Origin of the sequence: Micromonospora sp. NBC_01405 (genome assembly GCF_045040155.1) — a bacterium.
GTDB lineage: Bacteria > Actinomycetota > Actinomycetes > Mycobacteriales > Micromonosporaceae > Micromonospora.
The window spans coordinates 4,230,536-4,256,197 of sequence record NZ_CP109532.1 but is presented as its reverse complement, the minus strand read 5'-3'; the positions used below and the strand labels follow the sequence as shown (position 1 = coordinate 4,256,197).

The window sequence follows — 25,662 nt, the reverse complement described above, 5'->3', positions numbered from 1 at the left end:
TCAGAAGCCGAGCTTGCGGAGCTGGTTGGGGTCGCGCTGCCACTCCTTCGCCACCCGGACGTGCAGGTCCAGGTAGACCCGGGTGCCGAGCAGCTCCTCGATCTGCCGGCGGGCGGTGATGCCGACCTGCTTGAGCCGGCTCGCCTGGTGACCGAGCACGATCGCCTTCTGGCTGGACCGCTCGACGTAGACGTCGGCGTAGATCTTCATGAGCTGACCCTCGGGGATCATCTCCTCCACCACCACGGCGATGGAGTGCGGCAGCTCGTCGCGGACCCCCTCCAGGGCCGCCTCCCGGATCATCTCGGCGATCAGCACCTGCTCCGGGTCCTCGGTGAGCATGTCGTCCGGGTAGAGCTGCGGCGACTCCGGCAGGTAGCCGGTCATCACGTCGACCAGGGTGTCGACCTGGTGACCGGAGACCGCGCTGACCGGCACCACCTCGGCGAACTCGCCCAGCTTGCTGACCGCGAGAAGCTGCTCGGCCAGTTTCCGCTTGTCCACCAGGTCGGTCTTGGTCACCACGGCCATCACGGTGGCCTTCAGCTCGGCCAGCTCGCCGGTGATGAACCGGTCCCCCCGGCCGACCGGCTCGTTCGCCGGGATGCACAGGCCGATCACGTCGACCTCGCTCCAGGTGGCGCGGACCAGGTCGTTCAGGCGCTCGCCGAGCAGCGTGCGGGGGCGGTGCAGGCCCGGGGTGTCGACCAGGACGAGCTGCGACTCCGGCCGGTGCAGCACGGCCCGGATGATGTGCCGGGTGGTCTGCGGCTTGTTCGAGGTGATCGCGATCTTCGTGCCGATGATGGCGTTGGTCAGCGTCGACTTGCCGGCGTTCGGCCGCCCCACGAAGCAGGCGAACCCGGCCCGGTACGGGCTGGCCCCCGGCTCGCCGCCGCCGGGCACGCGGCCATCGGCGGACACACGGCCACCGGCCGCAGCGCCACCGTTGTCGCGGCCACCGGTTGCAGCGCCCCCGCCACCGCCGTCGCGACGGCCGGCTGCGGGACGGCCGGTCACTCGACCACCGTGCCGAGGATGGTGCCGTCCGGGGCGGCCACGTGGACCGGCGCGTCGGCGGTCAGGTCTCGGACGGCGGCGTGCCCAGCCCCGTCCAGGGTCGACGCCTCGGTCACCACCACGGCGGCCTCCAGTCGGGTGGCCCCGGCCGCCACGGCGGAAGCCACCGCGAGCTGGAGGGCGGTGAGGGTGAGCGAGGGCAGCGAGACGCTCGCCGCCGCGTACGTGCGGCCGTCCTGGTCGCGTACCGCCGCTCCCTCCACGGCGCCCACCCGGCCCCGCGCGCCGCGCGCCAGGACGACCAGCTTGCCGTCCTCGGCGGTCAGCTCGACCGGCGCGGTCGGGGTGGGCAGGGCTGCGGGTGCGGCGGGTGACTCAGGCATCGGCGGATTGCCTCTCCTCGGATCGGTTCTGGTTGCCCCGGTGGTCGGCGGGCTCGCCGCGCCCCGGGGTGGTGTCGGGATGGTCGGTCGGCTCGACCCGGCTGACCAGCACGGTGTCTATCCGGTTGCGCCGGCCGGTGGTGCCCTCGGCGTGCAGCCGGAGCTTGGCCACGTCAGCCTCCGCGCCGGGGATCGGAACCCGGCCAAGGGCCTGGGCGAGCAGGCCGCCGACCGTCTCGACCTCGTCGGCGGGCAACTCGACGTCGAACAGCTCGCCGAGGGTCTCGACCGGCAGCCGGGCGGTGACCCGCACCGAACCGTCCTCCAGCCGCTCGACCGGCGGGCGCTCGACATCGTACTCGTCGGTGATCTCCCCGACGATCTCCTCGAGGATGTCCTCGATGGTGACCAGGCCGCCGGTGCCGCCGTACTCGTCGACGACGATGACCAGGTGGTTGCGGGCCGCCTGCATCTCCGACAGCAGGTCGTCGACCGGCTTGGACTCCGGCACGAAGGTCGCCGGGCGCATCAGCTCGGCCACCGGCAGCCGGGCCGCGGCGGGATCGCCGCCCCGGGTACGCCGGATCAGGTCCTTCAGGTAGAGCACGCCCAGCACGTCGTCGACGCTCTCCCCGATCACCGGGATGCGGGAGAAGCCGGAACGCAGGAACAGCGTCAGCGCCTGGGAGAGGGTCTTGCTCTCCTCTATCCACAGCATCTCGGTGCGCGGCACCATCACCTCGCGGGCGATGGTGTCGCCGAGCGCGAAGACCGAATGGATCATCTGCCGCTCGCCGTGCTCCACGACGCCGCGCTGCTCGGCCAGGTCGACCAGCTCACGCAGCTCCACCTGGGTGGCGAACGGCCCCTCCCGGAAGCCGCGCCCCGGGGTGACCGCGTTGCCGATCAGGATCAGCAGCGAGGCGAGCGGGTTGAGCGCCCGCCCGAGCCAGCGCACCAGGGGGGCGACCGCCCGGCCGACCGCGTACGCGTGCTGCCGGCCGATGGTGCGCGGGCCGACGCCGACCACCACGAAGCTGATCACGGTCATCGCGCCGGCGGTGATCAGGGCCGCCCGCCAGCCCGCCCCGAACGTGTCGACCGCCACCAGCGCGACCAGCGTGGTGGCGGTCAGCTCGGCCAGCAGCCGGAGCAGCAGCAGCAGGTTGAGGTGGCGGACCACGTCGCCGGCGACCGCCTGGAGGGTGCGGGCGCCCCGGGCGCCGTCGCGGGCCAGCTCGGCCGCCCGGGCCGGGGACACCGCGGCGAGCGCCGCCTCGGTCATCGCGATCAGGCCGGCGAGCACCACCAGCCCGGCCGCGAAGACGAGCAGTTGCAGGTCGGGAAGGCCGGCAGTGGCGCCGGCCGCCGATATCGGGGTGGGCATCACCGGGACCGGGTCGACCGCCAGCCGGCCAGCAGCCGGGCCTGGAGCTCGAACATCTCCCGCTCCTCCTCCGGCTCGGCGTGGTCGTACCCGAGCAGGTGCAGGACCCCGTGCACGGTGAGCAGGTGCAGCTCGTCCGCCGCCGCGTGGCCGGCGGTCGCGGCCTGCTTGGCCGCCACCTCGGGGCAGAGCACGATGTCGCCGAGCAGGGCCGGTTCTCCGCCGGACGCGCTGGTCTCGCCCGGCCCGTGGTCGACGCTGCCCTCGTCCATGGGGAAGGCGAGCACGTCGGTCGGGCCGTCGCCACCCATCCAGCGGTGGTTCAGCTCGGTCATGTAGTCGATGTCGACCAGCAGCACGGACAGCTCGGCGAGGGGGTTGACCCCCATCTCGTCGAGGGCGTACCGGGCGACGGCGAGCACGGCGTCGGTGTCGACCTCGACACCGGACTCGTTGGCGATCTCGATGGACAACTGGGTTCCCTAGGTCTGGCGGCGCCGGCCGGCCCGACGGCCCTGGGCGGTCTGCCCCGGCACGGCGTGCGCGTCCTGCGCCTGCTGATTCTCCCGCTCGGCGTCCCAGCGGGCGTACGCGTCGACGATCTCCCCGACCAGTCGGTGACGCACCACGTCGGAGCTGGAGAGCTGCGCGAAGTGCACGTCCTCCACGTTCCCCAGGATCTCCCGGACGATCCGCAGGCCGCTGGTCGTCCCGCCGGGAAGGTCCACCTGGGTGACGTCGCCGGTGACCACGATCTTGGAACCGAAGCCGAGTCGGGTGAGGAACATCTTCATCTGCTCGGGCGTGGTGTTCTGGGCCTCGTCGAGGATGATGAACGCGCTGTTCAACGTGCGACCGCGCATGTATGCCAGTGGCGCGACCTCGATCGTCCCCGCCGCCATCAGCTTCGGGATGGTCTCCGGGTCGAGCATGTCGTGCAGCGCGTCGTAGAGCGGGCGCAGGTACGGGTCGATCTTCTCGTTGAGCGTGCCGGGCAGGAAGCCGAGCCGCTCCCCCGCCTCGACCGCCGGCCGGGTCAGGATGATCCGGTCGACCTGCTTGGCCTGGAGCGCCTGGACGGCCTTGGCCATCGCCAGGTAGGTCTTGCCGGTGCCCGCCGGGCCGATGCCGAAGACGATGGTGTGCGCGTCGATGGCGTCGACGTAGGTCTTCTGCCCGAGGGTCTTGGGGCGGATGGTGCGACCGCGCCGGGAGAGGATGTTGTGCGTCAGGACCTCGGCGGGCCGCTCGGCGCCGCCCTGCTCGAGCATGCCGACGGTACGCCGGACGGCGTCAGTGGTCAGGGTCTCGCCTTTCTCGATCAGTTCGAGCAGCTCGCTGAAGAGGCGCTCGGCGAGGGCGTTGTCCGCGGGAGCACCGGTGATGGTGATCTCGTTGCCGCGGACGTGCACGTCGCTGGTGACCGAGCGTTCGACGAGTCGCAGGATCTCGTCGCCCGCGCCCAGCAGGTTGACCATGATCTTGGAATCCGGAACGGTGATCCTGGTCTGCACCCGGGGCGGGCCGGGAGGTGGGGTGCCGGTCATAGGTCGGGCCGAGGGGCCCTGCGCCACCTGCTCTCACTCTCGGCGCCGGGCCTGGCGGGCGCGGCGGTCGGACGTTGCCTCCATCCTATCGTTTCCCGCGCGGTGACACCTCTGCCATTACCCGGGCCGCCGACCCGCCCCGCCTGCCGCCGAGCCGCCCCACCCGGGGCGGGGGCCAGCGACGCGCGGGGCGGGGTCAGCGACGCTCCGGGGCGGGGGTCAGCGCCGGAAGTCGTACCCGTCGAAGGTCTCCTGGCCCCGGGTTAACCGGTAGGTGGCCCAGTGCAGCCGGACCACCGTCCCGTCCGCGTCCCGGGTCAGTCGGAGCAGCTCGCCGACCTCCCGCCCGGACACGGTGCGGAACACGTCCGGCCGCTCCGGCACCGGGGCGAAGACCGCCGGGGGCTTCCCCGCCGGGTCGTCCGCGCCCCGGGCCCGCAGGGCCCCGTCGTGCCAGCCGAAGACGTACTCGAAGCCCTCGCCCCACCAGCGGCCCAGCATCCCGCGCAGGTGCGCCGGGGCGGGCTCCCCCGGCAGCCACGGCTCGACGTCGGCAGGGTCGTGCTCGGCGGACGCCGCGAGCAGCCGGTGCGGCAGGTCCATCACCTGCACCCCGGTCCCGGACGAGCCGAGCACCGCCGCGCCCATCGCCCCGGCGGTGCCGTCGCCGCCGCGCCGGCCGTAGACGGCGGCCAGGAAGCCGGGCATCGCCCCGTCGTGCCCGACGTGCACCACCCGCTCGCCCTGCGGCACGAGGATGAGCCCCAGCCCGAAGCCCGCGCCCCAGGACGTCTCGTCGGTGACGGTCAGCGGCCAGCGCATCTCGTCCAGGGTGGCCGGGGCGAGCACCGCGCCGGCCGGGTCCAGCGCCGCCGGGTCGGCCAGGAACGCCGCCCACCGGGCCATGTCCGAGGCGGTGCTCCAGAGCTGGGCGGCCGGGCCGACCGCGCCGAAGTCGGTCGGCGGCTCCGGGTGCGCCTCGTCGGAGTACGCGTCGACCAGGAACCCGGTGGCCGCCGCCGGGCCCGGCCGGTCGGTGGTGGCGGCCAGGCCGAGCGGGGCGAGCACCCGCTCGCCGAGCACCTCGGCCCAGGTGCCGCCGCGCAGCCGCGCGACGAGCTGGCCGAGCAGCGCCATGCCGAGGTTGGAGTAGTGGTAGCGGCGGGCCGGCGGCAACACCCGCTCGGCCCGGGCCAGGTCGGCCAGCAGCGCGCCCACGTCGGGGGCGGCCAGGGTGTCCCAGACGTCGCCGTGCGGTTCCCGTTGCAGGCCCGAGGTGTGCGACAGCAGCCGGCGCACGGTCAGCTCGCCGTGTGCCGGGACGTCGAGGTGCCGGCTGACCGGGTCGTCCAGGTCGAGCAGGCCCGCGTCGCGGCACTGGAGGACCAGCACGGCGGTGAAGGTCTTGGTGACCGAGCCGATCCGGAACAGCGTCTGCGGGCCGAGGACGCCGTCGTTGCCGGTGCCGCCGACCGCGCACGTCCACGCCGGCCGGTCGGCCCGGTGCAGGGCGGCCGACACGGCCGGCACCCGCCCGTCGGCCTGGACCCGCCGCACCATCCGCTCCAGGCGGCCGTCGATCTCGCTCACCACCGCCCGCCTACCGGCAGATCATCGGGCCGAGCGGCGCGCCGCCGAGCACGTGCGCGTGGACGTGGAAGACCTCCTGGCCCCCGTACGCCCCGGTGTTGAACATCAGCCGGTAGCCGTCGCCGAGCAGCCCCTCGTCCTCGGCCACGACGGCCGCCGCGGCCAGCAGCTCCCCGGCCAGCGCCGGGTCGCCCTGGCCCAGGGTGGCCACGTCGGCGTAGTGCTCCTTGGGGATTACCAGCACGTGCACCGGGGCCTTCGGGGAGATGTCCCGGAACGCCAGGGTGGTGTCGGTCTCCCGGACGATGGTGGCCGGGATCTCCCCGGCGACGATTCGGCAGAACAAGCAGTCGGATCCCATCGGGGCATGGTAAGGCGTGCCGGCCTGCTCAGGCATGATGGCGGCGTGACTTCACGGGCGGTACTGGTGACGGGGTCCTCGCGCGGCATCGGGCGCGCGGTGGCGGCGAGGTTCGCGGCGGGCGGGGACCGGGTGGCGATCCACCACCGGGACTCGGCGGAGCTGGCCGAGCGGCTGCGCGCCGAACTGCCGGGTGACGGCCACGTCGTGGTCCGCGCGGACCTGACCGACCCCGACGCGGTACGGGCGATGGTCGACGACGCGGCGGCCCGCCTCGGCGGCCTGGACGTGCTGGTCAACAACGCCGGGGTGTACGGCGAGCGGGACGCCCCGCACCCGGTCTTCGGCACGTCCTACGCCGACTGGCAGCGGCGCTGGCGGCAGGTGCTGGAGACCAATCTGACCGGGGCGGCCAACGTGACCTGGTGCGCCGCCCAGCACATGCGCGAGCGGGGCGGGCGGATCGTCAACGTCTCCTCCCGGGGCGCGTTCCGGGGCGAGCCGGACCAGCCGGCGTACGGGGCGAGCAAGGCGGGGCTGAACGCGCTCGGCCAGTCCCTCGCGGTGGCCCTCGCCCCGTACGGCATCGCGGTGGCCACGGTGGCCCCTGGCTTCGTGGAGACGGACATGACCACGGAGCACCTGGCCGGCGAGCGGGGCGCGGCGATCCGCGCCCAGAGCCCGTTCAACCGGGTGGCCCGCCCCGACGAGATCGCCGCCACCATCCACTGGCTGGCCGCCCCCGAGGCGGAGTGGACCTCCGGCACCATCATCGACCTGAACGGCGCCAGCTACCTCCGCACCTGACCCCCCTCCCCTTCCCCCGTCACCAGCTCGCGCACTTTCACGGAATGAGTGGCTATCCCACGTGGGATAGCCACTCATTCCGTGAAAGTGCGGGCTAACGCCCCGGGGGGAGGGGGTGGGGTTACCAGCGGGGGAGGCGGGTGGAGAGGACCGAGAGGGCGGCCACGCCGGCCGTGGAGGTGCGCAGGACCGACGGGCCCAGGCGGACCGGGCGGGCGCCGGCGGCGGCGAAGGTGGCCAGCTCGGGCTCGGCGATGCCGCCCTCCGGGCCGACGACCAGCACGATCTCGCCCGCGTCGGGCAGCTCCACGGTGGTCAGCCGGTCGTCGGCCTCCTCGTGCAGGACGAACGCGGCGGTGGACCCGGCGATCCGCCGGGCCACGGCGGCGGTGGACTCGTCGGGGGACCCGGCCAGCACCGGCAGCCACGCCCGGCGGGCCTGCTTCGCCGCCTCCCGGGCGGTGGCCGCCCACTTCTCCCGCGCCCGTACGCCCCGGTCGCCGCGCCACTGCACCACCGAGCGTGATGCCCCCCACGGGACGATCTCGTCCACCCCGACCTCGGTCATCGCCTGCACGGCCAGTTCGCCCCGGTCGCCCTTGGCGATGCCCTGCACCACCACGAGCCGGGGCACGGACGCGTCGACGTACCCCCGGGAGGTGACGTCGAGCTCCAGGCTGCCCCGGCCGACGGCGGTGACCACGGCGGACGCGGTGCCGCCCCGGCCGTCGGCGAGCAGCAGTTCCTCGCCCACCCGCAGCCGCTGCACGGTGGCGGCGTGATGCCCCTCGGGGCCGTCCAGGGTGAGCTGGGCAGCGGTGGGCAGCGACTCGACCAGGAACAGCGGCGCGGACACGACGATCAGGTTAGCCGCCCCGGCAGGAACCGGGGCGGCGAGGCTGGAGGACCGGGGTCAGGGGTGCCCGTTGAACGCGTCGCGCATCCGGGAGAAGAAGCCACCCTGCTTGGACAGCTCGGCGACCTCCTCGCCCCGGGTCTTGGCGAAGTCGCGGAGCATCTTCTCCTGGTCGGCGTCGAGCTTGGTCGGGGTCCGCACGTCGAGGTGGACGTAGAGGTCGCCACGGCCGGTGCCGCGCAGGTGCGGCACGCCCCGGGCGCGCAGCCGCAGGGTGCTGCCCGGCTGGGTGCCGGCCTTGACGTCGACCGTCTCCTCGCTGTCCAGCGTCTTGATGGTCAGCCGGGTGCCGAGCGCGGCGGCGGTCATCGGGACGGTCACCCGGCAGTGCAGGTCGTCGCCCTTGCGGGAGTAGACGTCGTGCGTGCGTTCGTGGATCTCCACGTACAGGTCGCCGGCGGTGCCGCCGCCCGGGCCGACCTCGCCCTGCTGGGCCAGCCGGATCCGCATGCCGTCCTCGACCCCGGCCGGGATCTTCACGGTCAGCGAGCGGCGGGTGCGCACCCGCCCGTCGCCGGCGCAGGTCGGGCAGGGGTGCGGGATCGTGGTGCCGTACCCCTGGCAGACCGTGCACGGCCGGGCGGAGACCACCTGGCCGAGGAACGTGCGCTGCACCGACTGGACCTCGCCCCGGCCGCCGCACGCCTCACAGGTGGCCAGGTGGGTGCCGGCGGCGGTGCCCGCGCCGGAGCAGGTGGTGCAGAGCACGGCGGTGTCGACGGTGATCGGCGCCTCGACGCCGAACGCCGTCTCGTGCAGGTCCAGCTCCAGCCGCAGGATCGCGTCGGCCCCCGGCCGGGTACGCGGGCGGGGCCCGCGCGCGCCGCCGGCCGCGCCGCCGAAGAAGGCGTCCATGATGTCCTGGAAGCCGACGAACGGGCCGGCCCCGCCGGGGCCGCCCGGACCCGCTCCCCCGCCGCCCGGGGCCAGCGGGTCACCGCCCAGGTCGACGATCTGCCGTTTCCGGTCGTCCGAGAGGACCTCGTACGCGGCGTTGATGTCCTTGAACTTCTCCTGTGCCTCCGGGTCCGGATTCACGTCCGGGTGGAACTGCCGCGCCAGCTTGCGGTAGGCGCGCTTGATCTCGTCGTCGGAGGCTTCCCGGCCTACGCCGAGGATGCCGTAGTAGTCCCTGGCCACTGCGTTCCCGTGTCCTCATGTTCGTCTCGCGTTGCGCCGGTCGGCGGCCGGAGCCGGCCGTCGGCCCTGACTGGTCAGTTCTGGGCCAGCAGCTCGCCCACGTAGCGTGCCACGGCCCGCACCGTGGCGATGGTGCCGGGGTAGTCCATCCGGGTGGGGCCGAGCACGCCCAGGCCGCCGAGCGCGGCCGCCCCCGGCCCGTACCCGGTGCTCACCACCGAGGCGGCGCGCAGGTTGTCGATCTCGTTCTCGTCGCCGATCAGCACCCGGGTGGTGGTCGACTCGGCCTCGCCGATGAGTTTGAGCATCACCACCTCCTCCTCCAGGGCCTCCAGGATCGGCCGCAGCGAACCCTGGAAGTCCAGCAGGCCGCCCCGGGTGAGGTTGGCGGTGCCGGCGAGCGCGATGCGTTCCTCGTGCCGCTCGACCAGCGTCTCCAGCAGCACCGTGGACAGCGTGGTCATGGCCGGACGCAGGTGCGCCGCCGACTCCTCGACCAGGGCCTGCACCAGTGGCGGGGTCTCCGACAGCCGGCTGCCGACCAGCTTCTCGTTGACCAGCCGGCGCAGGTCGGTGACGACGTCGGCGGGGACCGGCGCGGGCAGCTCGACCAGCCGCTGCTCGACCCGCCCCGTGTCGGCGATCATCACCAGCATCAGCCGGGTGGTGGAGATCGGCACCAGCTCCAGGTGCCGCACCGAGGACCGGGCGAGCGACGGGTACTGCACCACGGCTACCTGCCGGGTGAGCTGGGCCAGCAGCCGGACCGTGCGGTGCACCACGTCGTCCAGGTCGACCGCGCCGACCAGGAAGCGCTCGATGGCCCGGCGCTCGGCCGGGCTGAGCGGCTTGACCCGGGAGAGCCGGTCGACGAAGAGCCGGTAGCCCCGGTCGGTGGGAACCCGCCCGGCGCTGGTGTGCGGCTGCCGGATGTACCCCTCCTCCTCCAGCACCGCCATGTCGTTGCGGACGGTCGCCGGGGAGACGCCGAGCTGGTGGCGCTCGACCAGGGCCTTGCTGCCGACCGGCTCCTGAGTGGCGACGTAGTCCTCGACGATGGCGCGGAGCACGGCGAGCTTGCGGTCGTCGAGACCCACTCCCCTTACCTCCTGTCGCACGTCGGTGCCCCGTCGTCGCGGCGACGCCCCGGGCCTGCCCGCCTGCTGGCGAAGCCTGGCACTCGACTGTAATGAGTGCCAGTCTACGTCGGCTGCCCCGCCGTCGGTAAGATCACAGACGGACAGTCGGCCCGGCCACGGCACCCGGCGACGGGGCGGGACGCCGGCCCCGCTGCCGATCAGCCCCTCGTCCCGACCAGTGTCGCTCTGGTGTCCACTTGTCGGCAGCCCCTACCGTGACGTGCATGACTGAACCACCTCGCCCTCCCGGATCAGGCGACCCGGGCGGCTACCCGCCCGAGGCCAACCCGCCGTCGGCACCGTACGGCTCGTCGGCGGACGAGCCGCCCACCGCACCACTTTCCGGGGCTCCCGGGGTGGGCGGCTATCCCCCGCCCGGTGGCTATCCACCACCCACCGGCGACCAGTCGCCGTCGGGCGGCTACCCGCCGCCCGGCAGCCAGCCCCCACCGGGTGGCTTCAACCCGGGCGGCTACCCCCCGGGCGGCGCATACCCCCCGGGTGGCGCATACCCCCCGGGTGGCGGATATCCGACCGGCGGGGCGTACCCGGGCCCGACCGGCGGCTACCCGACCAACGACGACAAGACCTGGGCGCTGATCGCGCACTTCGGCGGTCCGCTCGGCGTGGTGGTCGGCGGCAGCCTGCTCGGCTGGGTCGCCCCGCTGATCGCGCTCATGGTCAAGGGCCCGCAGTCGCCGACCGTGCGCGCGCACGCCGTCGCGGCGCTGAACTTCCAGCTCACCTGGGTGGCCGCCCTCCTGGTCAGCTTCGTGCTCGCCGTGGTCACCTGCGGGGTGCTGTTCTTCATCCCGATGCTGGTCGCCCTGGTGCCGATCATCTTCGGCATCATCGGCGGCATCAAGGCCAACGAGGGCACGCTCTACCGCTACCCGATGACCTACAACATCGTGAAGTGACCCGCATCGGCCGGCCCTCGCCGGGCCGGCCCATGCCGGGCAGCCGGCCCGGCGGACGGGGGCGCGGGCCGAGGCGTCCGATCAGGGCAGCAGGTCGCGCACGACCGCGTCGGCCAACAGCCGGCCACGCAGGGTGAGCACGGCCCGGCCGGCCGCGTACCCGGCCGGGTCGAGCAGCCCGCCGGCCACGGCCCGCGCCGCGCCGCCCCGGCCGGGTGCGTCCAGCACGTCCAGCGGCAGGCCGGAGTCGAGCCGCAGGCGCAGCATCACGTCCTCCATGTGCGCCTCGCCGGGTGTGAGCACCTCCCGGGCCAGGCCGGGGGACTCCCCCGCCGCGAGGCGCTTCGCGTACGCGCTCGGGTGCTTGACGTTCCACCAGCGCACCCCGCCGACGTGGCTGTGCGCCCCCGGCCCCAGGCCCCACCAGTCCGCGCCGGTCCAGTAGAGCAGGTTGTGCCGGCACCGCCCGGCCGGCGTGCGGGCCCAGTTGGACACCTCGTACCAGGAGAAGCCGGCCGCGCCGAGGGCGGCCTCCGCGGCCAGGTAGCGGTCCGCCGCCACGTCGTCGGAGGGGTACGGCAGCTCGCCGCGCCGCATCCGCGCGGCCAGCCGGGTGCCGTCCTCCACGATCAGGGCGTACGCGCTGACGTGGTCCACCCCGGCGGCGACCACCTGGTCGAGGGACGCCGCGAAGTCCTCGGCGCTCTCCCCCGGGGTGCCGTAGATCAGGTCCAGGTTGACGTGGTCGAACCCGGCGTCGCGGGCCTCCGCCGCGGCGGCGGTGGCCCGGCCGGCGCTGTGCCGGCGGTCGAGGATCGCGAGCACCCCCGGCGCGGCGGACTGCATGCCCAGCGAGATCCGGGTGTACCCGGCCGCCCGCAGGGTCTTCAGCGACTCCGGCGTGACCGACTCCGGGTTGGCCTCGGTGGTCACCTCGGCGTCGGCGGCCAGCCCCCAGGCGCGGTCGATGCCGTCGAGGATCCGGGCCAGGTGGTCGGCCGGGAGCAGGGTCGGGGTGCCGCCGCCGACGAAGACGGTGTCGACCCTCGGCGGCGGGGTGTCGCCGAGCACCCGGCGGGCGAGCGCCAGCTCGGCCAGCACCGTGTCGGCGTACGACTCGCGGCCGACCCCGCCGCCCAACTCGTCGGCCGTGTACGTGTTGAAGTCGCAGTAGCCGCACCGGCTGGCGCAGAACGGCACGTGCACGTACACGCCGAAGCCGCGCGCGCCGACGGCGCGGGTGGCGGTGGCGGGCAGCGAGCCGTCGACGGGGACGGCTTCGCCTTCTGGAAGGACGCCGGGCATGGCCACTAGTGTGCCCGCATGACCTCCTCCGACGCGCTCGTGCGGGTCACCACGGCCCGCGGGGTGACCACCCTCACCCTGAACAGCCCGCACAACCGCAACGCGCTCTCGACGCCGCTGATGACGGAGCTGCTGGCCGGGCTGGCCGCCGCGGTGGCCGACGACGCGGTCCGGGTGGTCGTGCTCGACCACACCGGCCCGGTGTTCTGCTCCGGCGCCGACCTGAAGGAGACCGCCGCCGCGTACGCCAGCGGCAGCGTCCCGGCGGGGATGCTCGGCGACGTGCTCGCGGCGGTCTGGGAGTGCCCGAAGCCGGTGGTGGCCCGGGTGGCCGGGCCGGCGCGGGCCGGCGGGCTGGGCCTGATCGCGGCGGCCGACCTGGCGGTCTGTGCACAGGAGGCGACGTTCGCCTTCACCGAGGTGCGGATCGGGGTGGTCCCGGCGGTGATCTCGGCGACCGTGCTCCCCCGGCTGGCCCCCCGGGCCGCCGCCGAGCTGTACCTGACCGGCGACACCTTCGACGGCCGGCGGGCCGCCGAGATCGGCCTGGTCACCACCGCCGTGCCGGCCGACGGGCTGGACGCGGCGGTGGAGCGGGTGTGCGCGTCGCTGGTGCGGGGCGCGCCGCAGGCGCTGACCGGGGCGAAGGCGCTGCTGCGCCGGCCGCCGGCCACCGACCTGGCCGCCGAGATCGCCGAGCTGGCCGCCGTGTCGACCGGGTACTTCCTCTCCGAGGAGGGGCGCGAGGGGGTGCTGGCGTTCCGGGAGAAGCGGGACGCGAGCTGGGTGCCGACCGCCTGAGGCGTTTCCCGCCCCGGCCGGCGGGAAAGCCGGCCGGCACCGCGCCCGTCGCGCCCCGGCACCGGGCCGGGCGGAACACACCGCCCCGGGCGTGAAATGTGGTCGACTCGCTACGGAACGGAGCGAACCGGTCGGACGAGCCGGTCGGCGACGGTGGGGACGTACTCTTGGCGGACGCTGGCGAACAGGGGGTGCGGGTGCGAACTCGGGCAGTCGTCGCGGCCGGTGTCGTCGTCGCCGTCATCGCCGCCATCGGGATCTGGTTCGTGGCCCGCCAGGTGGGTGAGCGCCTACGGCTCCCCCTGGCCAGCCGCACCTGTCTCGTGCAGGCGGACGGCCAGGTGCGTCTCGACGCCGACCAGATGGCCAACGCCGCCACCATCGCGGCGATCGGCACCCAGCGGAAGATGCCGGAGCGCGCCGTGGTGGTGGCCCTCGCCACGGCGTACCAGGAGTCCGGGCTGCGCAACCTCGACGGCGGCGACCGTGACTCCGTGGGGCTGTTCCAGCAGCGGCCGAGCCAGGGCTGGGGCACCGGGGAGCAGATCGGTGACCCGCGGTACGCGACCAACAAGTTCTACGCCGCGCTCAAGCGGGTGCGCGGCTGGGAGAAGATGCGGGTCACCGATGCGGCGCAGCGGGTGCAGCGCTCGGCCTTCCCGGAGGCGTACGAGAAGTGGGCCGACGAGTCGCAGGTGTTGACCCGGGCGCTGCTCGGTCAGGCGACCGGGGCCGTGGCCTGCACCGTGGGGTCGACGCCGGTGATGCGCGGCGAGGCCGCGGCGGCGGCCCTGACCCAGGGCCTGAGCCTCGACTGGGGGCTGCCGAGGACGGTGTCGCTGGCCGAGCTGACCGGGCTCGCCGTGCCGGCCACCGACCAGCGCGACGGCTGGCGGTACGCGCACTGGCTCGTCTCGCACGCCTCCGACCACGGGGTGAAGCGGGTGCGCTTCGGCGGGTTGGAGTGGACCGCCGAGGCCGGCACCTGGGACCGGGTGGCCGACGCCCCGACTGCCGACCAGCGGGTCGTAGCGGAGGTCTTCGCCGACGCCTGATCGTCCCCGGATCTCCCCACCGACGGTGACCGCGCAATCCGGCATAGAGGGCAAATTCCCCGGGTTGGCACCCAATTGTCACCCTCCGCGCCCGACCGACTGCCGATCGTCGGGTGACCGCCCGGCCCCGGCCGGGCGCGGCGCCACCCCCGATGCCGGCGCAGTACCATCGGCTGCCTGGGCCAGAGATGGTTTCCTCATGGGGAGGGGTACTACGCGGTGTTCGATTACGACGGCCGGACCGGCTACGAACCGATCAGCGACACCGATCGCAAGGAGTTCCACGAGCAGGGCTTCCTCCTGCTGCGGAACGTGCTGACGGAGGACCACCGGGCCGCCCTGGAGGAGGCCGTCGACCGCGTCTACGCGGAGGAAAAGGCCAAGGGCAAGACCACCAAGGACGGCACCCTGCACCTGCTGGGCTTCCTGGATCGGGACGAGCTCTTCGGCAACCTGCTCACCCACCCGATCGCCTTCCCGTACATGTGGGGCCTGGCCGGGTGGAACATCTACACCCACCACAACCACCTGGACGTCACCCCGCCGGCGGCGGAGCCGGAGAAGCCGTACTGGGGTTGGCACCAGGACGGGTACCGGCAGAACTCCGACCCGGAGACGATGGACCCGAACCTGCCCCGGCCGATGTTCTCGCTGAAGGTGGCGTACGTGCTCTCCGACCTGTCGGAGACCGGGCGCGGCGCGACCAAGGTCATCCCGGGCAGCCACCTGTGGAACTCGCTGCCCCGGCCGAACGACCTGACGGTGCACAACCCCGACCCGGAGGGCACGGTGGAGATCACCGCCAAGCCGGGCGACGCGTTCATCTTCGACCGCCGCCAGTGGCACTCCCGGTCGACGAACCTCTCCACGATCACCCGCAAGATGCTCTTCGTCGGCTACACCTACCGGTGGATCCGCCCCCTCGACGAGCTGCACATCGACCCCGAGAGCGAGTGGTGGGCCAACCGCACGCCGGTGCAGCGCCAGCTCTGCGGCGAGGGCACCCACACCGCGAACTACTGGGGCATCAACTGGAACGGGTACGTCGACGACGAGATCCCGCTGCGCAAGGAGCTCAAGGAGCGCGGCCAGCTCGATCGCAACATCCCCTGGCTCCGCTGACGCGATAGGCGAAGGGCCCTCTGTCGGCGCGCGTCGCGCACGCCAGGGGGCCCTTCCGCACGCCCGGCGCGGTCAGGCCCGCCCCGCGTCGAGCCGGCGGCGGGCCTTCTCCCGGACCGACTCCGGCAGCTCGGGGACGTCGAGCAGCCGGGGCAGCAGCTCCGGCTGCAGGGTGCCGGCCCGGAACACCTCGCCGACGGTGATCCCGTGCGCCGGCCGGTCCACCACCTCGACCGGGTCGCCCGCGCTGACCTCGCCCTCCCGCAGCACCCGCAGGTACGCCCCGGGCGCGGCCCGCACGGTGAACCGCTTGATCAGGTCGGGCACGCCCCAGAACCCGGCGAACGTGGTGCACGGCGTGCGCGGCTTGGTCACCTGGAGCAGGGCCGAGCCGATCAGCCACCGCTCCCCGATCACCGCCCCGGTCACGTCCACGGCGTACGTGGTCAGGTTCTCGCCGAAGCCACCCTCCCGGACGGCCCGGCCCAGCTCGGCCGCCCACCAGGCGGCGTCCTCCTCGGCGTACGCGTAGACCGCCTGGTCGGGGCCGCCGTGGTGGGCCCGCTCGCCGATGAAGTCCCCCTCGACGCCGTCGGCCCGCAGCAGCACCGGCCCGTCGACCGGTCGCTTGTCGATCCCGCTGCGGCCGCTCGCGTCGCCCGCCCACTCCGCCTCGGTCACCACGCCGACGTTCACCGCCACCAGCCTGCCTGTCATGGCGTCAGCCTACGTCCGGGCACCGGCGACCGCCGTCCCCGCAACGGCGGAGGCCGCGCCGCCGGGCGACGGGCAGGGTCCCCTCCGGACGCTCACGCGCCCGGCCGGCCCCTGCCCGCGCCTCAGCCCTTGACCGCGCCCGCCACCAGGCCGGAGACCATCCGGCGCTGCACCAGCAGGAAGAAGATGATCACCGGAAGGGTGAACAGCGTCGAGGCGGCCATCACCGGCCCCCACGCGGTGTCGTCCCGGCCGAAGAAGAACGTCATCGCCACCGGCAGGGTGTACCGGTCCTGATCGTTGATGAACGTCAGCGCGAAGATCAGCTCGTTCCAGGCGGTGATGAAGGAGAAGATGCTGGTCGCCACCAGGCCGGGCGCGACCAGTGGGAACAGGATGCGGCGGAAGATCTGCACCCGGCTCGCCCCGTCGATCGCCGCGGCCTCCTCGAGTTCCTTGGGCACCGCGGCCACGAAGCCGCGCAGCATCCAGACCGCGAACGGCAGCGAGAAGCCGAGGTAGGTGAGGATCAGGCTGGGCAGGGTGTTGTAGAGGCCCAGCCGCTGGATCATCAGGAACAGCGGGATGACCAGCGCCTCCAGCGGGATCATCTGCACCACCAGCAGCATGATCAGGAAGCTGGTCCGCAGCTTGAACCGGAACCGGGCCACCGCGGTCGCCGCCAGCAGCGCGACCAGGCTGCTGAGCACCACGGTCGAGACCGCCACCAGGACGCTGTTGAGGAAGAAGTCCCCGAACGTCACGCCGGGAATCAGGTTCCCGGTCAGGATCTCCCGGTAGTGCTCCAGCGTCGGGTTGGCCGGCACCGGCCGGGGCGTGGCCGAGAAGATCTCCCGGTTCGGCTTGAGCGACGTCGCGATCATCCAGTAGACGGGGAACGCCGCGAAGAGCGCCACCAGCAGGCCCGCGCCGTTGAGGGCGACCCGCTTCACCACCGCGCCGCGCCTCACGACTCCTCCTCCTGCTTGAGCACCATCCGCACGTACACCCCGGTCACCAGGAGCAGGATCAGCGTGAGGATGACCGCGATCGCCGCGCCCAGGCCGTACTTCGGGGGCGGGGAGAAAGCCTCGGCGTACGAGTAGATCGACAACATGAACGTCGGCCGGTCCTGGGTGCCGCCGGCCAGCACGAACTGCTGGGTGAAGACCTTGAAGTCCCAGATGGTGGAGAGCACCACCAGGATTCCGAAGACCGGGCGCAGCAGCGGGAAGGTGATCTTCCAGAACACCTTCCACGGCCCGGCCCCGTCGACCCGGGCCGCCTCGTGCAGCTCGCCCGGCACGCTCTTGAGCCCGGCCAGCACGCTGACCGCGATGAACGGGAAGGAGTGCCAGACCACCACGAGGGTGAGGATCGAGAAGAACATCAGCGGCGAGTTGAACCAGCCGTAGCCGGTCCAGTCGGCGCGCCCGAACAACGCGTTCGACAGCCCGTCCGGCAGGGCGTTGAACAGCCAGGTCACCAGGCCGGAGGTGTCGTCGAACATCCACTTCCACACGATGGTGCCGGTCAGCGCCGGGGTGGCCCAGGCCAGCATCACGCAGCTCGCGACGAAGGTGGCCATCCGCTTGCCCAGCCCGTTGAGCAGCAGCCCGACCAGGGTGCCGAGGACCATCGTCAGCGCCACGTTGGCCACGGCGAAGAGGACCGTGTTGCGCAGCACCGTCAGGAAGAACGGGTCCCCGAGGATCTCGGCGTAGTTGCCGAACCCGACCCAGGGCCATTCCCGGTCGCCGCGCAGCTGCCGGACGTTGTTCAGCCGGAAGAAGGACATCGCCACCACCTGGCCGAGCGGCCACAGCAGCAGCACGCCGATGATCACCAGGCAGGGCAGGAGCAGCAGGTAGGGCAGGCGGTCCACCCGGCGACGCCGCCGCGCGGGGTTCTCCCGCGCGGCGGACGTCTCCGGCGCCTGGATCAGCGTGGTCACTTCGCGTTGAGGATGCTTTCCATCTCGGCAGCCGCCTCGGCGGTGGCCTTCTCGACCGTCTTCTGACCCTTGATGACCGAGCTGTTCATGGCCTGGGTCACCGTCTTGGTACGGCTGACCTCGACCCACTTCGGGGTGAGCGGGGTCAGCTTCGTGTTCTGCATCGTCGTGGCGAACGCCGCCATGAGCTTGTCGTTGGCGTACTCGCCGCCGCTGACCAGGTCGGAGTAGACCGGGAAGAAGCCGAGGCTGCTGGCGAACTCCTTGTCCTTCTGCTTGCTCAGCAGCACGGTCAGGTAGTCCCAGGCGAGGTCCTGCTTCTTGCTGTCCTTCCACAGGGCGATGTCCGAGCCGCCCGCGAAGGCCGGGGCCGGCTTGCCGTCCGGGCCGGGGATGGGGAAGGTGCCCCAGACCTTCTCGATGTCGGGGTTGTCCTTCTTGATGGCGCCGGCCTGCCAGCTACCGCCGAAGGCCATCGCCGCCTTGCCGGTGGCGAACTGGGTCCGGGCGTCGATCTCGTTCCAGCCGGCGGCGGCGGGCGGGGCGACCTTGTGCACGGTGACCATGTCGGTCCAGAACTTGACCGCCTTCTGGGCCTCCGGGGTGTTGTAGCCGGACTTCCAGGTGTCGCCCTGCTTGGTGGCGATCTCGCCGCCCGCGCCCCAGAGGAAGGAGTAGAACGGCAGCTCCGAGTTGCCCGGCAGCGCGATGCCGTAGGTGCCCGGCTTCTTCGCCTGGACGGCCTTCGCGGTGGCGACCAGCTCGTCCCAGCTCGTCGGCGGCTTCACGCCGGCCTCGGCGAACCAGTCGGTGCGGTAGTACAGCGCGCGGACGCCGGCGTACCACGGCACGCCGTACTGCTTGCCGTCGAGCTGGGCGTTCTTGACCAGGTCGGGGAGGATGTCCTTGCCCTCGGCCCAGCCACCGAACTTGCCGGTGACGTCGGCCAGCGCCTCCTGGTCGGCCCAGCCCTGGGTCTCGGTGTTGCCCAGCTCGGTGACGTCGGGTCCCTCACCGCCGGCGAGCGCCGCCTGGAACTTCTTGGGCGCCTCGAGCCAGGGGATGTACTGCACGACCACGTCGGTGTCGGGGTGCTTCTTCTTGAACTCGGTCTCGACGCCGTCGAGGAAGGCGGTCTGCGCCGCGCTGCCCTCGCCCATCATCCAGACCGTCAGCTTGCTGTTGTCGGCGGCCTTGTCGTCCCCCGAGCCACCGCAACCGGTGAGCACCATCGCGGCCGACGCCACCACGGCGGTGACCGGGGCCAGCCGTTTCCACCTGTTCACGCCACATCTCCCTCGCGCCGTCCTGGCACTAACCTTCTCCGCCGCACCCTAGTAGGAAAAATTCCTTTACGACAGGGGCGACTTGGAAGCGAGGCGACCGTACCGCAGCGGGGGCGCGGCGGCAGTCCGACGTGGACCGAACCGGGCGGGACGCAGACGAACGGGCGCCCGACCGGAGAAGGTCGGGCGCCCGCTGACGAGACGGTGGCTGTTACCGGTGGGAGACGCTGCGGCGACCACCCACGCCGGCCACGATCGCGACCGCGATGGCGGCGACGACGACCTGGACCAGCAGCTCGGCCCAGTCAACCCCGGCGGTGTTGGTGGAGATACCGACGGCGTTGGCCAGCACGGTGCCGAGCAGGGCGGCGCCCACGCCGACGAGCATGTGCAGCCAGATCGGCATGTTCTGCCGGCCCGGGACGACCAGGCGGCCCAGGGCGCCCACGATCAGACCGACGATGAGCGCGGTGATGATTCCGGTAACGGTCATGGTCGTTCTCCTCAGAAAGCTTCACAAGTATTGTTTGCTGTGGCGACAACTAAGTTCCCGACCCACCGGAAATCCAAACCCACCCCTCGGACATTGCGATGGATGCCCGCCACTCGGAACGTCTGAGCAGCTCAGGCCGCACGCGGCAGCCCTCGGCGCGCTCCCGGGCCCGGCCGGCACACCGGATCCCACATTGACAAGGGACAACTCGTGCCCACTTTCCCCACGCCTTCGGCACGGGCGCGGAAAGGCCGGACGCACGCGAAGGGCGCCCGACCGCTGTGGTCGGGCGCCCTTCGGGAGAAAACGGTGTGCCGTTACCGGTGGCTGACGCTACGGCGACGGCCGACACCGGCGACCAGGGCCACGGCGACGGCGGCCAGCACGACCTGCACCAGCAGTTCGGTCCAGTCGATCCCGGCCGTCTCGGTGGCGATGCCCATGGCGCGGGCGAGCACGGTGCCGAGCAGGGCGGCGCCGACACCGATCAGCATGTGCAGCCAGATCGGCATGTTCTGCCGGCCCGGGACGACCAGGCGGCCCAGAGCGCCGATGATGAGACCAACAATGAGTGCGGTGATGATGCCCCAAACGGTGAGCTCCACGGTCGCCCTCCTCCTAAAGATGTGTCACAACGGTGTTGTTGCTGTCGTGACCGCTAAGTTCCCGAGGGCCCGAAAATTCAAACCGGGTTCGCCGCCGATCTGCTGCCGCACGTCGATGTCGCCGCCCTCTCCGCCCACCCGCAGGGTGGGAAAAGGCCAGCTGGAAGGGCTCCCACCGCCCCCGCGGGGCGCGCTGCCGGACCCGGAAAATTCCTACCGGTACGACCGGACGCCCGTCCCCGGGCCGGCCTGGGTGGGCGTCCGTCGCGGTCACCCACGGTGGCCTGACCTCCCGGGGAGCGGTGGCGCGGCTACTTCTTGCCGGCGGCCTTGCCGTCGCCGTCGTCGGAGGACAGGGCGGCGATGAAGGCCTCCTGCGGGACCTCGACCCGGCCCACCATCTTCATCCGCTTCTTGCCCTCCTTCTGCTTCTCCAACAGCTTGCGCTTGCGGCTGATGTCACCGCCGTAGCACTTGGCGAGCACGTCCTTGCGGATCGCCCGGATGGTCTCCCGGGCGATCACCCGGCTGCCGATCGCAGCCTGGATGGGCACCTCGAACTGCTGCCGGGGAATCAGTTTGCGCAGCTTCGCGGCGATGGTGACGCCGTAGTTGTACGCCTTGTCCTTGTGCACGATGGCGCTGAACGCGTCCACCGGCTCGCCGTGCAGCAGGATGTCCACCTTGACCAGTTCGGACGCCTGCTCGCCCGAGGGCTCGTAGTCCAGCGAGGCGTAGCCCTTGGTACGGCTCTTGAGCTGGTCGAAGAAGTCGAAGATGATCTCCGCGAGGGGCAGCGTGTAGCGCAGCTCCACCCGGTCGGCCGAGAGGTAGTCCATCCCGAGCAGGTTGCCCCGGCGGCCCTGGCACAGCTCCATCACCGCGCCCACGTAGTCGTTCGGGGTGAGCACGGTGGCCCGCACGACCGGCTCGTACACCTCGGCGATCCTGCCGGCGGGGTACTCGCTCGGGTTGGTCACGACGATCTCCTGGCCGTCCTCCGTGATGGCCCGGTAGACCACGTTCGGCGCGGTGGAGATCAGGTCGAGGTTGTACTCCCGCTCCAGCCGCTCCCGGATGATCTCCAGGTGCAGCAGGCCGAGGAAGCCGCACCGGAAGCCGAAACCGAGGGCGCCGGAGGTCTCCGGCTCGTAGTCGAGCGCGGCGTCGTTGAGCTTGAGCTTGTCCAGCGCCTCGCGCAGGTTGGGGTAGTCGGACCCGTCGATCGGGTAGAGGCCGGAGTAGACCATCGGCTTCGGGTCCTTGTAGCCGCCGAGCGCCTGCGTCGCCGGCCTGGCGTTGATGGTGACCGTGTCACCGACCCTGGACTGGCGGACGTCCTTCACGCCGGTGATCAGGTAACCCACCTCGCCGACGCCGAGCGCGTCAGCCTTCACCATCTCCGGCGAGATGACGCCGATCTCCAGCAACTCGTGGACGGCGCCGGTGGACATCATCTTGATCCGGTCCCGGGCACCGATCCGGCCGTCGATCACCCGGACGTAGGTGACCACGCCCCGGTAGACGTCGTACACCGAGTCGAAGATCATCGCCCGGGCGGGCGCGTCGGCGTCGCCGACCGGCGGGACGAGCTGCCGGACGATCTCGTCGAGCAGGTACGGCACGCCGACGCCGGTCTTGCCGGAGACCCTGATGCAGTCCGCCGGATCGCAGCCGATCAGGTGGGCCAGCTCCTCGGCGTACTTCTCGGGCTGGGCGGCCGGCAGGTCGATCTTGTTGAGCACCGGGATGATCGGCATGTCGTTCTCGAGCGCCAGGTAGAGGTTCGCCAGGGTCTGCGCCTCGATGCCCTGGGCAGCGTCGACCAGCAGGACCGCGCCCTCGCAGGCGGCGAGCGACCGGGACACCTCATAGGTGAAGTCAACGTGGCCAGGGGTGTCGATCATGTTGAGCACGGCCTGTTCGCCGACCCGGTCGCCCTCGCGGACCGTCCACGGCATCCGGACAGCCTGGCTCTTGATGGTGATGCCGCGCTCGCGCTCGATGTCCATCCGGTCGAGGTACTGCGCGCGCATCTGCCGGGGGTCGACCACGCCGGTGAGCTGCAACATCCGGTCGGCCAGGGTCGACTTCCCGTGGTCGATGTGGGCGATGATGCAAAAGTTCCGGATGCGCGCCGGGTCGGTGGCACCGGGAGCGTTCGCGCCGGAATCGAGCGTCGGTGACACAGCGGTCCGTTCTGGTCGGCTGACGTGAGCGGGCCGACGCGACGCCGGCCCCCTCTATGCTCCCACGTCGCCCCGAGCCCGGTCGGATCACTCCTCCCGCCGCCCGGGGCGCGGCCGGCGGCTCACTCCGCGGGCGGCTCGACGAAGAGCGCGGCGAGCTTCGGCAGCCGGCGGCGGGCCTCCTCCTCGTCGTCGAAGTCCCAGAACTCGCCCAGCTCCGGGTAGGGCGTCTCCGGCACCGCCGGCAGCTCGCTGGCGGTCGCCTTCCGGTACGCCTCCTCGGCGACGGTGAGCATCTGCTCGGCCTCGAACTCCTCGCCGGTGAGCGCCGCCTGACGGATCTGCGGCAGCGCCGCCAGCGAGTCCGGGTCGGCCACCGCGCGGGCGAAGACCTCCCGGCCCTGGGTGATCAGCCAGCCCCGGAAGTACTCGAACCCGTCGTCGGACGCGCCCCCGTTGATCAGGTAGGCCGCGCCCCAGAGATCGGCCCGGTGGGACGCCGCCATGACTCGGCGCTGGTGCTGCGCATACCCGACGATGTCGGCGGCGTCGCGCTCGGCCAGCAACGCCACGGCCCGGACTGCGACCGGGCCGGCCGCCCCGCCCCCGCCGGCCCGGGCCCGGTCGATCAACTGCCAGAAGTCGTCGGTCCTCATGGGTTGGCAGTCTGACAGAGCCGGCCGCCGCCGCGGCGGTCGCGCGGGTCGCGGCGGTCCCGCGCCGCACCGCGGACGCCGCGGGTCACAGGCGGGCGGGCACGGGCGGGAACATCGCCGCCAGGCGTGGGTACCGGCGGGCGAACTCGGCCGGATCGTCCGACTCCTCCGGCTCGTCGCCGGGGTCCGGCGAGTCGTCGCCCGGCTCGCCGCCGCGCGCGAGCACCGCGCCCTCCAGGCCCTCGGCGACGCCGGTGATCCGCTCGTGCGCCTCGTCCGCCACGTAGTCGAGGGACTCCCAGTCCGGCCACTCGTCGTCGGACCACTCGCGGGTGGGGCGGCCGGCCAGCCGGCGCACCTGGGGAACGTCGGCCAGGGTGTCCGGGGCCGCCACCGCCCGCTCGAAGACCGACCGCCCCAGCCCGACCAGCCACGCCTGGAAGTAGCGGAACCCGTCGTCGGAGCAGAGCCCGCCGCAGATCCGCAGCGCGGCGACCCAGAGCAGCGTGGTGTCAGCCCGGGCGTGGGCTTCGTCCAGCCGGAGCTGGAAGTCGACCACCTCCGTCGCGGGGAGGCCGGCGAGCCGTTCCGTGAGCCAGGTCAGCCGCTCGTCCGGGCCGCCACAGGCCCGGGCGGACGCCTCCACCAGCGCCCAGAATCCCTCCGTGTCCATGCCGGCATCATCGCGCGGCGGTACGACATCCTTGGCCTGCTCACGGCACCCGGCGAACGGAGCGCCGGGCGCGGGTGGGGCAGCATGGTCGGATGGTCCCGATCTCACTTCCCCCGGTGCCGTACGACGCGACCGCGCTGCGCCCCGGCTGGGCGGAACTGCCGGCCGGCCTGCGGGCGGCGGTGACCGCCCGGCTGGGCGGTCCGGTGGCGGTGGCCCGGGTGGCCGGCGCGGGGTTCACCCGGGGCTTCGCCGCCGTCCTGGAGACCGCCGCCGGGCGGCGGACCTTCGTCAAGGCGGCGTCGCTGACCGAGCAGCGGCACCTCGTCGACTGGTACGCCCGGGAGGCCTCAGTCCTGGACCGGCTCCCCGCCGGCCTGCCGGTCCCCCGCCCGCGCTGGGCGGTGGCGGCGGCCGGCTGGTACGCGCTCGGCCTGGACGCGATCGACGGTCGCACGCCCACGCTGCCGTGGACCCCGGCGGACCTCGACGCGACCCTGGCCGGGTACGCCGAGGTGGCCGCCGCGCTGGCCGACCCTCCCCCCGAGCTGCTGGGGCTCGGCCTGCCCCGGCTCGCCGACCTGGCACGGGAGGACATCCTCTGGTGGGGCGAGGTGGCCGCCGGCCGGGAGCCGGCCCCGGAGCTGCCGCCCTCGGCCCGGGACCGGCTGCCCGAGCTGGTCGCGCTGGAGTCGCGCCTGCCCCGGTACGCCGAACGCGGCGGCCTGGCCCACGGCGACCTGCGGCTGGACAACGTACTCGTCGACCCGACCGGCCGGGCGTGGTTCTGCGACTGGACCTGGACCTGCCACGGGCCGGCCTGGTTCGACCTGGTCAGCCTGCTGATCACCGCCCACGCCAGCGGCCTGGACGCCGACGGGCTCTTCGCCGGGCACCCCGCGGCGGCCGGCGCACCCCCGGACGCCCTGGACGTGACCCTCGCCGCGCTCTCCGGTTACCTGCTCACCTCGGCCGCCGCCGGGCCGACGAGCGCGTCCCCGCACATCCGGGCGCACCAGCGCTGGAGCGGCGGGCAGGCGCTGGGCTGGCTCGCCGTCCGGCAGGGCTGGGCGGCGGCGCCGGAGGGCCGGGAGCCAACCACCCCCGGGCTGCGGAAGTGAGCCGTTTTGGCTCGTCCGGGCGGACCTGGTAGCCTGGCTATTCGCGCAGCGATGACGCATGCTCGTCGCAGCGGAATGCAGACCATACCGAGCTATCAAGACGAGGCTGTCGCGTGGCGAACATCAAGTCCCAGATCAAGCGCAACCGGCAGAACGAGAAGCGCCGGCTGCGTAACAAGTCGGTCAAGTCGTCGCTGAAGACCGCCATCCGCAAGTTCCACGAGGCTGCGGCGGCCGGTGACGCCGAGAAGGCCACCGTCCTCATGCAGGATGCCTCGCGCAAGCTGGACAAGGCTGTCAGCAAGGGCGTCATCCACTCGAACCAGGCGGCGAACCGCAAGTCGGCGATCGCCAAGCGCGTGACCTCGCTCGCCGCCTGACCGGCGTCCACAGACCTGACCGGAAGCCCCGGGTCAACCGGGGCTTCCGGCTTTCTGTGTGTCCGCACCGGCCTCCCCCGCGCGCCGGCTCCGGT

General features: G+C 72.7%; 27 protein-coding genes. 7 read left to right on the top strand and 20 right to left on the bottom strand.

All coding sequences use genetic code 11. The annotated features are described in order from the left end of the window. The 7 genes from era to OG559_RS18535 form a co-directional block, all read right to left on the bottom strand. Entirely contained in the window at positions 1–906 is a 906-nt protein-coding gene (gene era, locus OG559_RS18565; RefSeq protein WP_405116776.1) for a GTPase Era, read from the bottom strand. A gap of 110 nt (positions 907–1,016) precedes the next feature. After that, the gene (locus OG559_RS18560; RefSeq protein ID WP_387025024.1) at positions 1,017–1,403 is read right to left on the bottom strand and encodes a cytidine deaminase; all 387 of its coding nucleotides are present in this window, start codon (positions 1,401–1,403) and stop codon (positions 1,017–1,019) included. Continuing rightward, positions 1,396–2,814: a hemolysin family protein gene (locus OG559_RS18555; RefSeq protein ID WP_405116774.1), complete on the bottom strand. Its 1,419-nt coding sequence runs from the start codon at positions 2,812–2,814 to the stop codon at positions 1,396–1,398. Before OG559_RS18555 ends, OG559_RS18560 begins: the two co-directional genes overlap by 8 nt. Then, positions 2,790–3,263 (bottom strand): rRNA maturation RNase YbeY, encoded by a 474-nt coding sequence (ybeY, locus tag OG559_RS18550; protein ID WP_350887230.1) that lies wholly within the window; start codon positions 3,261–3,263, stop codon positions 2,790–2,792. The genes OG559_RS18555 and ybeY overlap by 25 nt, the downstream gene beginning before the upstream one ends. 9 nt (positions 3,264–3,272) lie before the next feature. Further along, entirely contained in the window at positions 3,273–4,337 is a 1,065-nt protein-coding gene (locus tag OG559_RS18545) for a PhoH family protein (protein WP_405105400.1), read from the bottom strand. 219 nt (positions 4,338–4,556) lie between these two features. Further along, positions 4,557–5,897 (bottom strand): serine hydrolase domain-containing protein, encoded by a 1,341-nt coding sequence (locus tag OG559_RS18540; protein ID WP_405116771.1) that lies wholly within the window; start codon positions 5,895–5,897, stop codon positions 4,557–4,559. Positions 5,898–5,937: 40 nt separating this feature from the next. Further along, positions 5,938–6,288 (bottom strand): histidine triad nucleotide-binding protein, encoded by a 351-nt coding sequence (locus OG559_RS18535; protein ID WP_350887224.1) that lies wholly within the window; start codon positions 6,286–6,288, stop codon positions 5,938–5,940. A gap of 45 nt (positions 6,289–6,333) precedes the next feature. Here OG559_RS18535 and OG559_RS18530 point away from each other — a divergent pair, with 45 nt between their 5' ends. Then, the gene (locus OG559_RS18530) at positions 6,334–7,095 is read left to right on the top strand and encodes an SDR family NAD(P)-dependent oxidoreductase (protein WP_405105398.1); all 762 of its coding nucleotides are present in this window, start codon (positions 6,334–6,336) and stop codon (positions 7,093–7,095) included. A gap of 121 nt (positions 7,096–7,216) precedes the next feature. On the opposite strand, the gene OG559_RS18525 is transcribed toward OG559_RS18530, so the two are convergent. The 3 genes from OG559_RS18525 to hrcA form a co-directional block, all read right to left on the bottom strand. After that, on the bottom strand, positions 7,217–7,951 hold the full coding sequence (locus OG559_RS18525; protein WP_405105396.1) for a 16S rRNA (uracil(1498)-N(3))-methyltransferase: 735 nt from the start codon (positions 7,949–7,951) through the stop codon (positions 7,217–7,219). Between the two features lie 57 nt (positions 7,952–8,008). Then, a complete protein-coding gene (gene dnaJ, locus OG559_RS18520; protein WP_396671432.1) occupies positions 8,009–9,151 on the bottom strand; it encodes a molecular chaperone DnaJ in 1,143 nt (380 codons plus the stop codon). Positions 9,152–9,225: 74 nt separating this feature from the next. Then, positions 9,226–10,248, bottom strand: a complete 1,023-nt coding sequence (gene hrcA, locus OG559_RS18515; RefSeq protein ID WP_387025034.1) for a heat-inducible transcriptional repressor HrcA — start codon at positions 10,246–10,248, stop codon at positions 9,226–9,228. A gap of 266 nt (positions 10,249–10,514) precedes the next feature. Between hrcA and OG559_RS18510 the strand changes: the two genes are divergently transcribed. Continuing rightward, positions 10,515–11,210: a DUF4870 domain-containing protein gene (locus OG559_RS18510; RefSeq protein WP_405105393.1), complete on the top strand. Its 696-nt coding sequence runs from the start codon at positions 10,515–10,517 to the stop codon at positions 11,208–11,210. An 81-nt stretch (positions 11,211–11,291) separates the two neighbouring features. Here the strand turns inward: OG559_RS18510 and hemW are convergent, their stop codons facing one another. Continuing rightward, complete coding sequence (gene hemW, locus OG559_RS18505; RefSeq protein WP_405105391.1) at positions 11,292–12,515, bottom strand: radical SAM family heme chaperone HemW; 1,224 nt, start codon at positions 12,513–12,515, stop codon at positions 11,292–11,294. 18 nt (positions 12,516–12,533) lie between these two features. Between hemW and OG559_RS18500 the strand changes: the two genes are divergently transcribed. From OG559_RS18500 to OG559_RS18490, 3 genes are all read left to right on the top strand, one after another. Beyond that, entirely contained in the window at positions 12,534–13,316 is a 783-nt protein-coding gene (locus OG559_RS18500; RefSeq protein WP_405105389.1) for an enoyl-CoA hydratase-related protein, read from the top strand. Between the two features lie 191 nt (positions 13,317–13,507). Beyond that, positions 13,508–14,371, top strand: coding sequence for a hypothetical protein (locus tag OG559_RS18495; protein WP_405105387.1), 864 nt, complete (start codon positions 13,508–13,510; stop codon positions 14,369–14,371). A gap of 219 nt (positions 14,372–14,590) precedes the next feature. Beyond that, positions 14,591–15,493 (top strand): phytanoyl-CoA dioxygenase family protein, encoded by a 903-nt coding sequence (locus tag OG559_RS18490; RefSeq protein WP_405105385.1) that lies wholly within the window; start codon positions 14,591–14,593, stop codon positions 15,491–15,493. A gap of 72 nt (positions 15,494–15,565) precedes the next feature. Here OG559_RS18490 and OG559_RS18485 read toward each other — a convergent pair whose 3' ends face one another. From OG559_RS18485 to OG559_RS18445, 9 genes are all read right to left on the bottom strand, one after another. After that, the gene (locus tag OG559_RS18485) at positions 15,566–16,210 is read right to left on the bottom strand and encodes an MOSC domain-containing protein (protein ID WP_405105383.1); all 645 of its coding nucleotides are present in this window, start codon (positions 16,208–16,210) and stop codon (positions 15,566–15,568) included. A gap of 122 nt (positions 16,211–16,332) precedes the next feature. Continuing rightward, the gene (locus OG559_RS18480) at positions 16,333–17,166 is read right to left on the bottom strand and encodes a carbohydrate ABC transporter permease (RefSeq protein WP_405116769.1); all 834 of its coding nucleotides are present in this window, start codon (positions 17,164–17,166) and stop codon (positions 16,333–16,335) included. Positions 17,167–17,177: 11 nt separating this feature from the next. Next, entirely contained in the window at positions 17,178–18,164 is a 987-nt protein-coding gene (locus OG559_RS18475) for a carbohydrate ABC transporter permease (protein ID WP_387025046.1), read from the bottom strand. Next, positions 18,161–19,450, bottom strand: coding sequence for a sugar ABC transporter substrate-binding protein (locus OG559_RS18470; protein ID WP_405105381.1), 1,290 nt, complete (start codon positions 19,448–19,450; stop codon positions 18,161–18,163). Before OG559_RS18470 ends, OG559_RS18475 begins: the two co-directional genes overlap by 4 nt. A 211-nt stretch (positions 19,451–19,661) precedes the next feature. Beyond that, a complete protein-coding gene (locus OG559_RS18465) occupies positions 19,662–19,943 on the bottom strand; it encodes a GlsB/YeaQ/YmgE family stress response membrane protein (protein WP_405105379.1) in 282 nt (93 codons plus the stop codon). A 317-nt stretch (positions 19,944–20,260) separates the two neighbouring features. Beyond that, a complete protein-coding gene (locus OG559_RS18460) occupies positions 20,261–20,548 on the bottom strand; it encodes a GlsB/YeaQ/YmgE family stress response membrane protein (protein ID WP_350887192.1) in 288 nt (95 codons plus the stop codon). Between the two features lie 311 nt (positions 20,549–20,859). Then, positions 20,860–22,737, bottom strand: coding sequence for a translation elongation factor 4 (lepA, locus tag OG559_RS18455; RefSeq protein ID WP_405105377.1), 1,878 nt, complete (start codon positions 22,735–22,737; stop codon positions 20,860–20,862). 122 nt (positions 22,738–22,859) lie between these two features. Continuing rightward, complete coding sequence (locus OG559_RS18450; protein ID WP_405105375.1) at positions 22,860–23,393, bottom strand: DUF4240 domain-containing protein; 534 nt, start codon at positions 23,391–23,393, stop codon at positions 22,860–22,862. Between the two features lie 85 nt (positions 23,394–23,478). Next, complete coding sequence (locus OG559_RS18445) at positions 23,479–24,066, bottom strand: DUF4240 domain-containing protein (RefSeq protein ID WP_405105373.1); 588 nt, start codon at positions 24,064–24,066, stop codon at positions 23,479–23,481. 92 nt (positions 24,067–24,158) lie between these two features. On the opposite strand from OG559_RS18445, the gene OG559_RS18440 reads away from it, so the two are divergent. Further along, positions 24,159–25,187, top strand: coding sequence for a phosphotransferase family protein (locus tag OG559_RS18440; protein WP_405105371.1), 1,029 nt, complete (start codon positions 24,159–24,161; stop codon positions 25,185–25,187). A 113-nt stretch (positions 25,188–25,300) separates the two neighbouring features. Further along, on the top strand, positions 25,301–25,567 hold the full coding sequence (rpsT, locus tag OG559_RS18435; protein WP_396671444.1) for a 30S ribosomal protein S20: 267 nt from the start codon (positions 25,301–25,303) through the stop codon (positions 25,565–25,567). Positions 25,568–25,662: the final 95 nt, after the last annotated feature.

What these genes read in the sequence shown, in the direction of transcription:
- hemW (WP_405105391.1), bottom strand. Translation starts at nt 12,515, where the DNA reads ATGCCCGGCGTCCTTCCAGAAGGCGAAGCCGTCCCCGTCGACGGCTCG.
- OG559_RS18440 (WP_405105371.1), top strand. Translation starts at nt 24,159, where the DNA reads ATGGTCCCGATCTCACTTCCCCCGGTGCCGTACGACGCGACCGCGCTG.
- OG559_RS18465 (WP_405105379.1), bottom strand. Translation starts at nt 19,943, where the DNA reads ATGACCGTTACCGGAATCATCACCGCGCTCATCGTCGGTCTGATCGTG.
- OG559_RS18535 (WP_350887224.1), bottom strand. Translation starts at nt 6,288, where the DNA reads ATGGGATCCGACTGCTTGTTCTGCCGAATCGTCGCCGGGGAGATCCCG.
- OG559_RS18450 (WP_405105375.1), bottom strand. Translation starts at nt 23,393, where the DNA reads ATGAGGACCGACGACTTCTGGCAGTTGATCGACCGGGCCCGGGCCGGC.
- OG559_RS18510 (WP_405105393.1), top strand. Translation starts at nt 10,515, where the DNA reads ATGACTGAACCACCTCGCCCTCCCGGATCAGGCGACCCGGGCGGCTAC.
- OG559_RS18485 (WP_405105383.1), bottom strand. Translation starts at nt 16,210, where the DNA reads ATGACAGGCAGGCTGGTGGCGGTGAACGTCGGCGTGGTGACCGAGGCG.
- OG559_RS18500 (WP_405105389.1), top strand. Translation starts at nt 12,534, where the DNA reads ATGACCTCCTCCGACGCGCTCGTGCGGGTCACCACGGCCCGCGGGGTG.
- OG559_RS18540 (WP_405116771.1), bottom strand. Translation starts at nt 5,897, where the DNA reads ATGGTGCGGCGGGTCCAGGCCGACGGGCGGGTGCCGGCCGTGTCGGCC.
- OG559_RS18545 (WP_405105400.1), bottom strand. Translation starts at nt 4,337, where the DNA reads ATGACCGGCACCCCACCTCCCGGCCCGCCCCGGGTGCAGACCAGGATC.
- OG559_RS18445 (WP_405105373.1), bottom strand. Translation starts at nt 24,066, where the DNA reads ATGGACACGGAGGGATTCTGGGCGCTGGTGGAGGCGTCCGCCCGGGCC.
- OG559_RS18560 (WP_387025024.1), bottom strand. Translation starts at nt 1,403, where the DNA reads ATGCCTGAGTCACCCGCCGCACCCGCAGCCCTGCCCACCCCGACCGCG.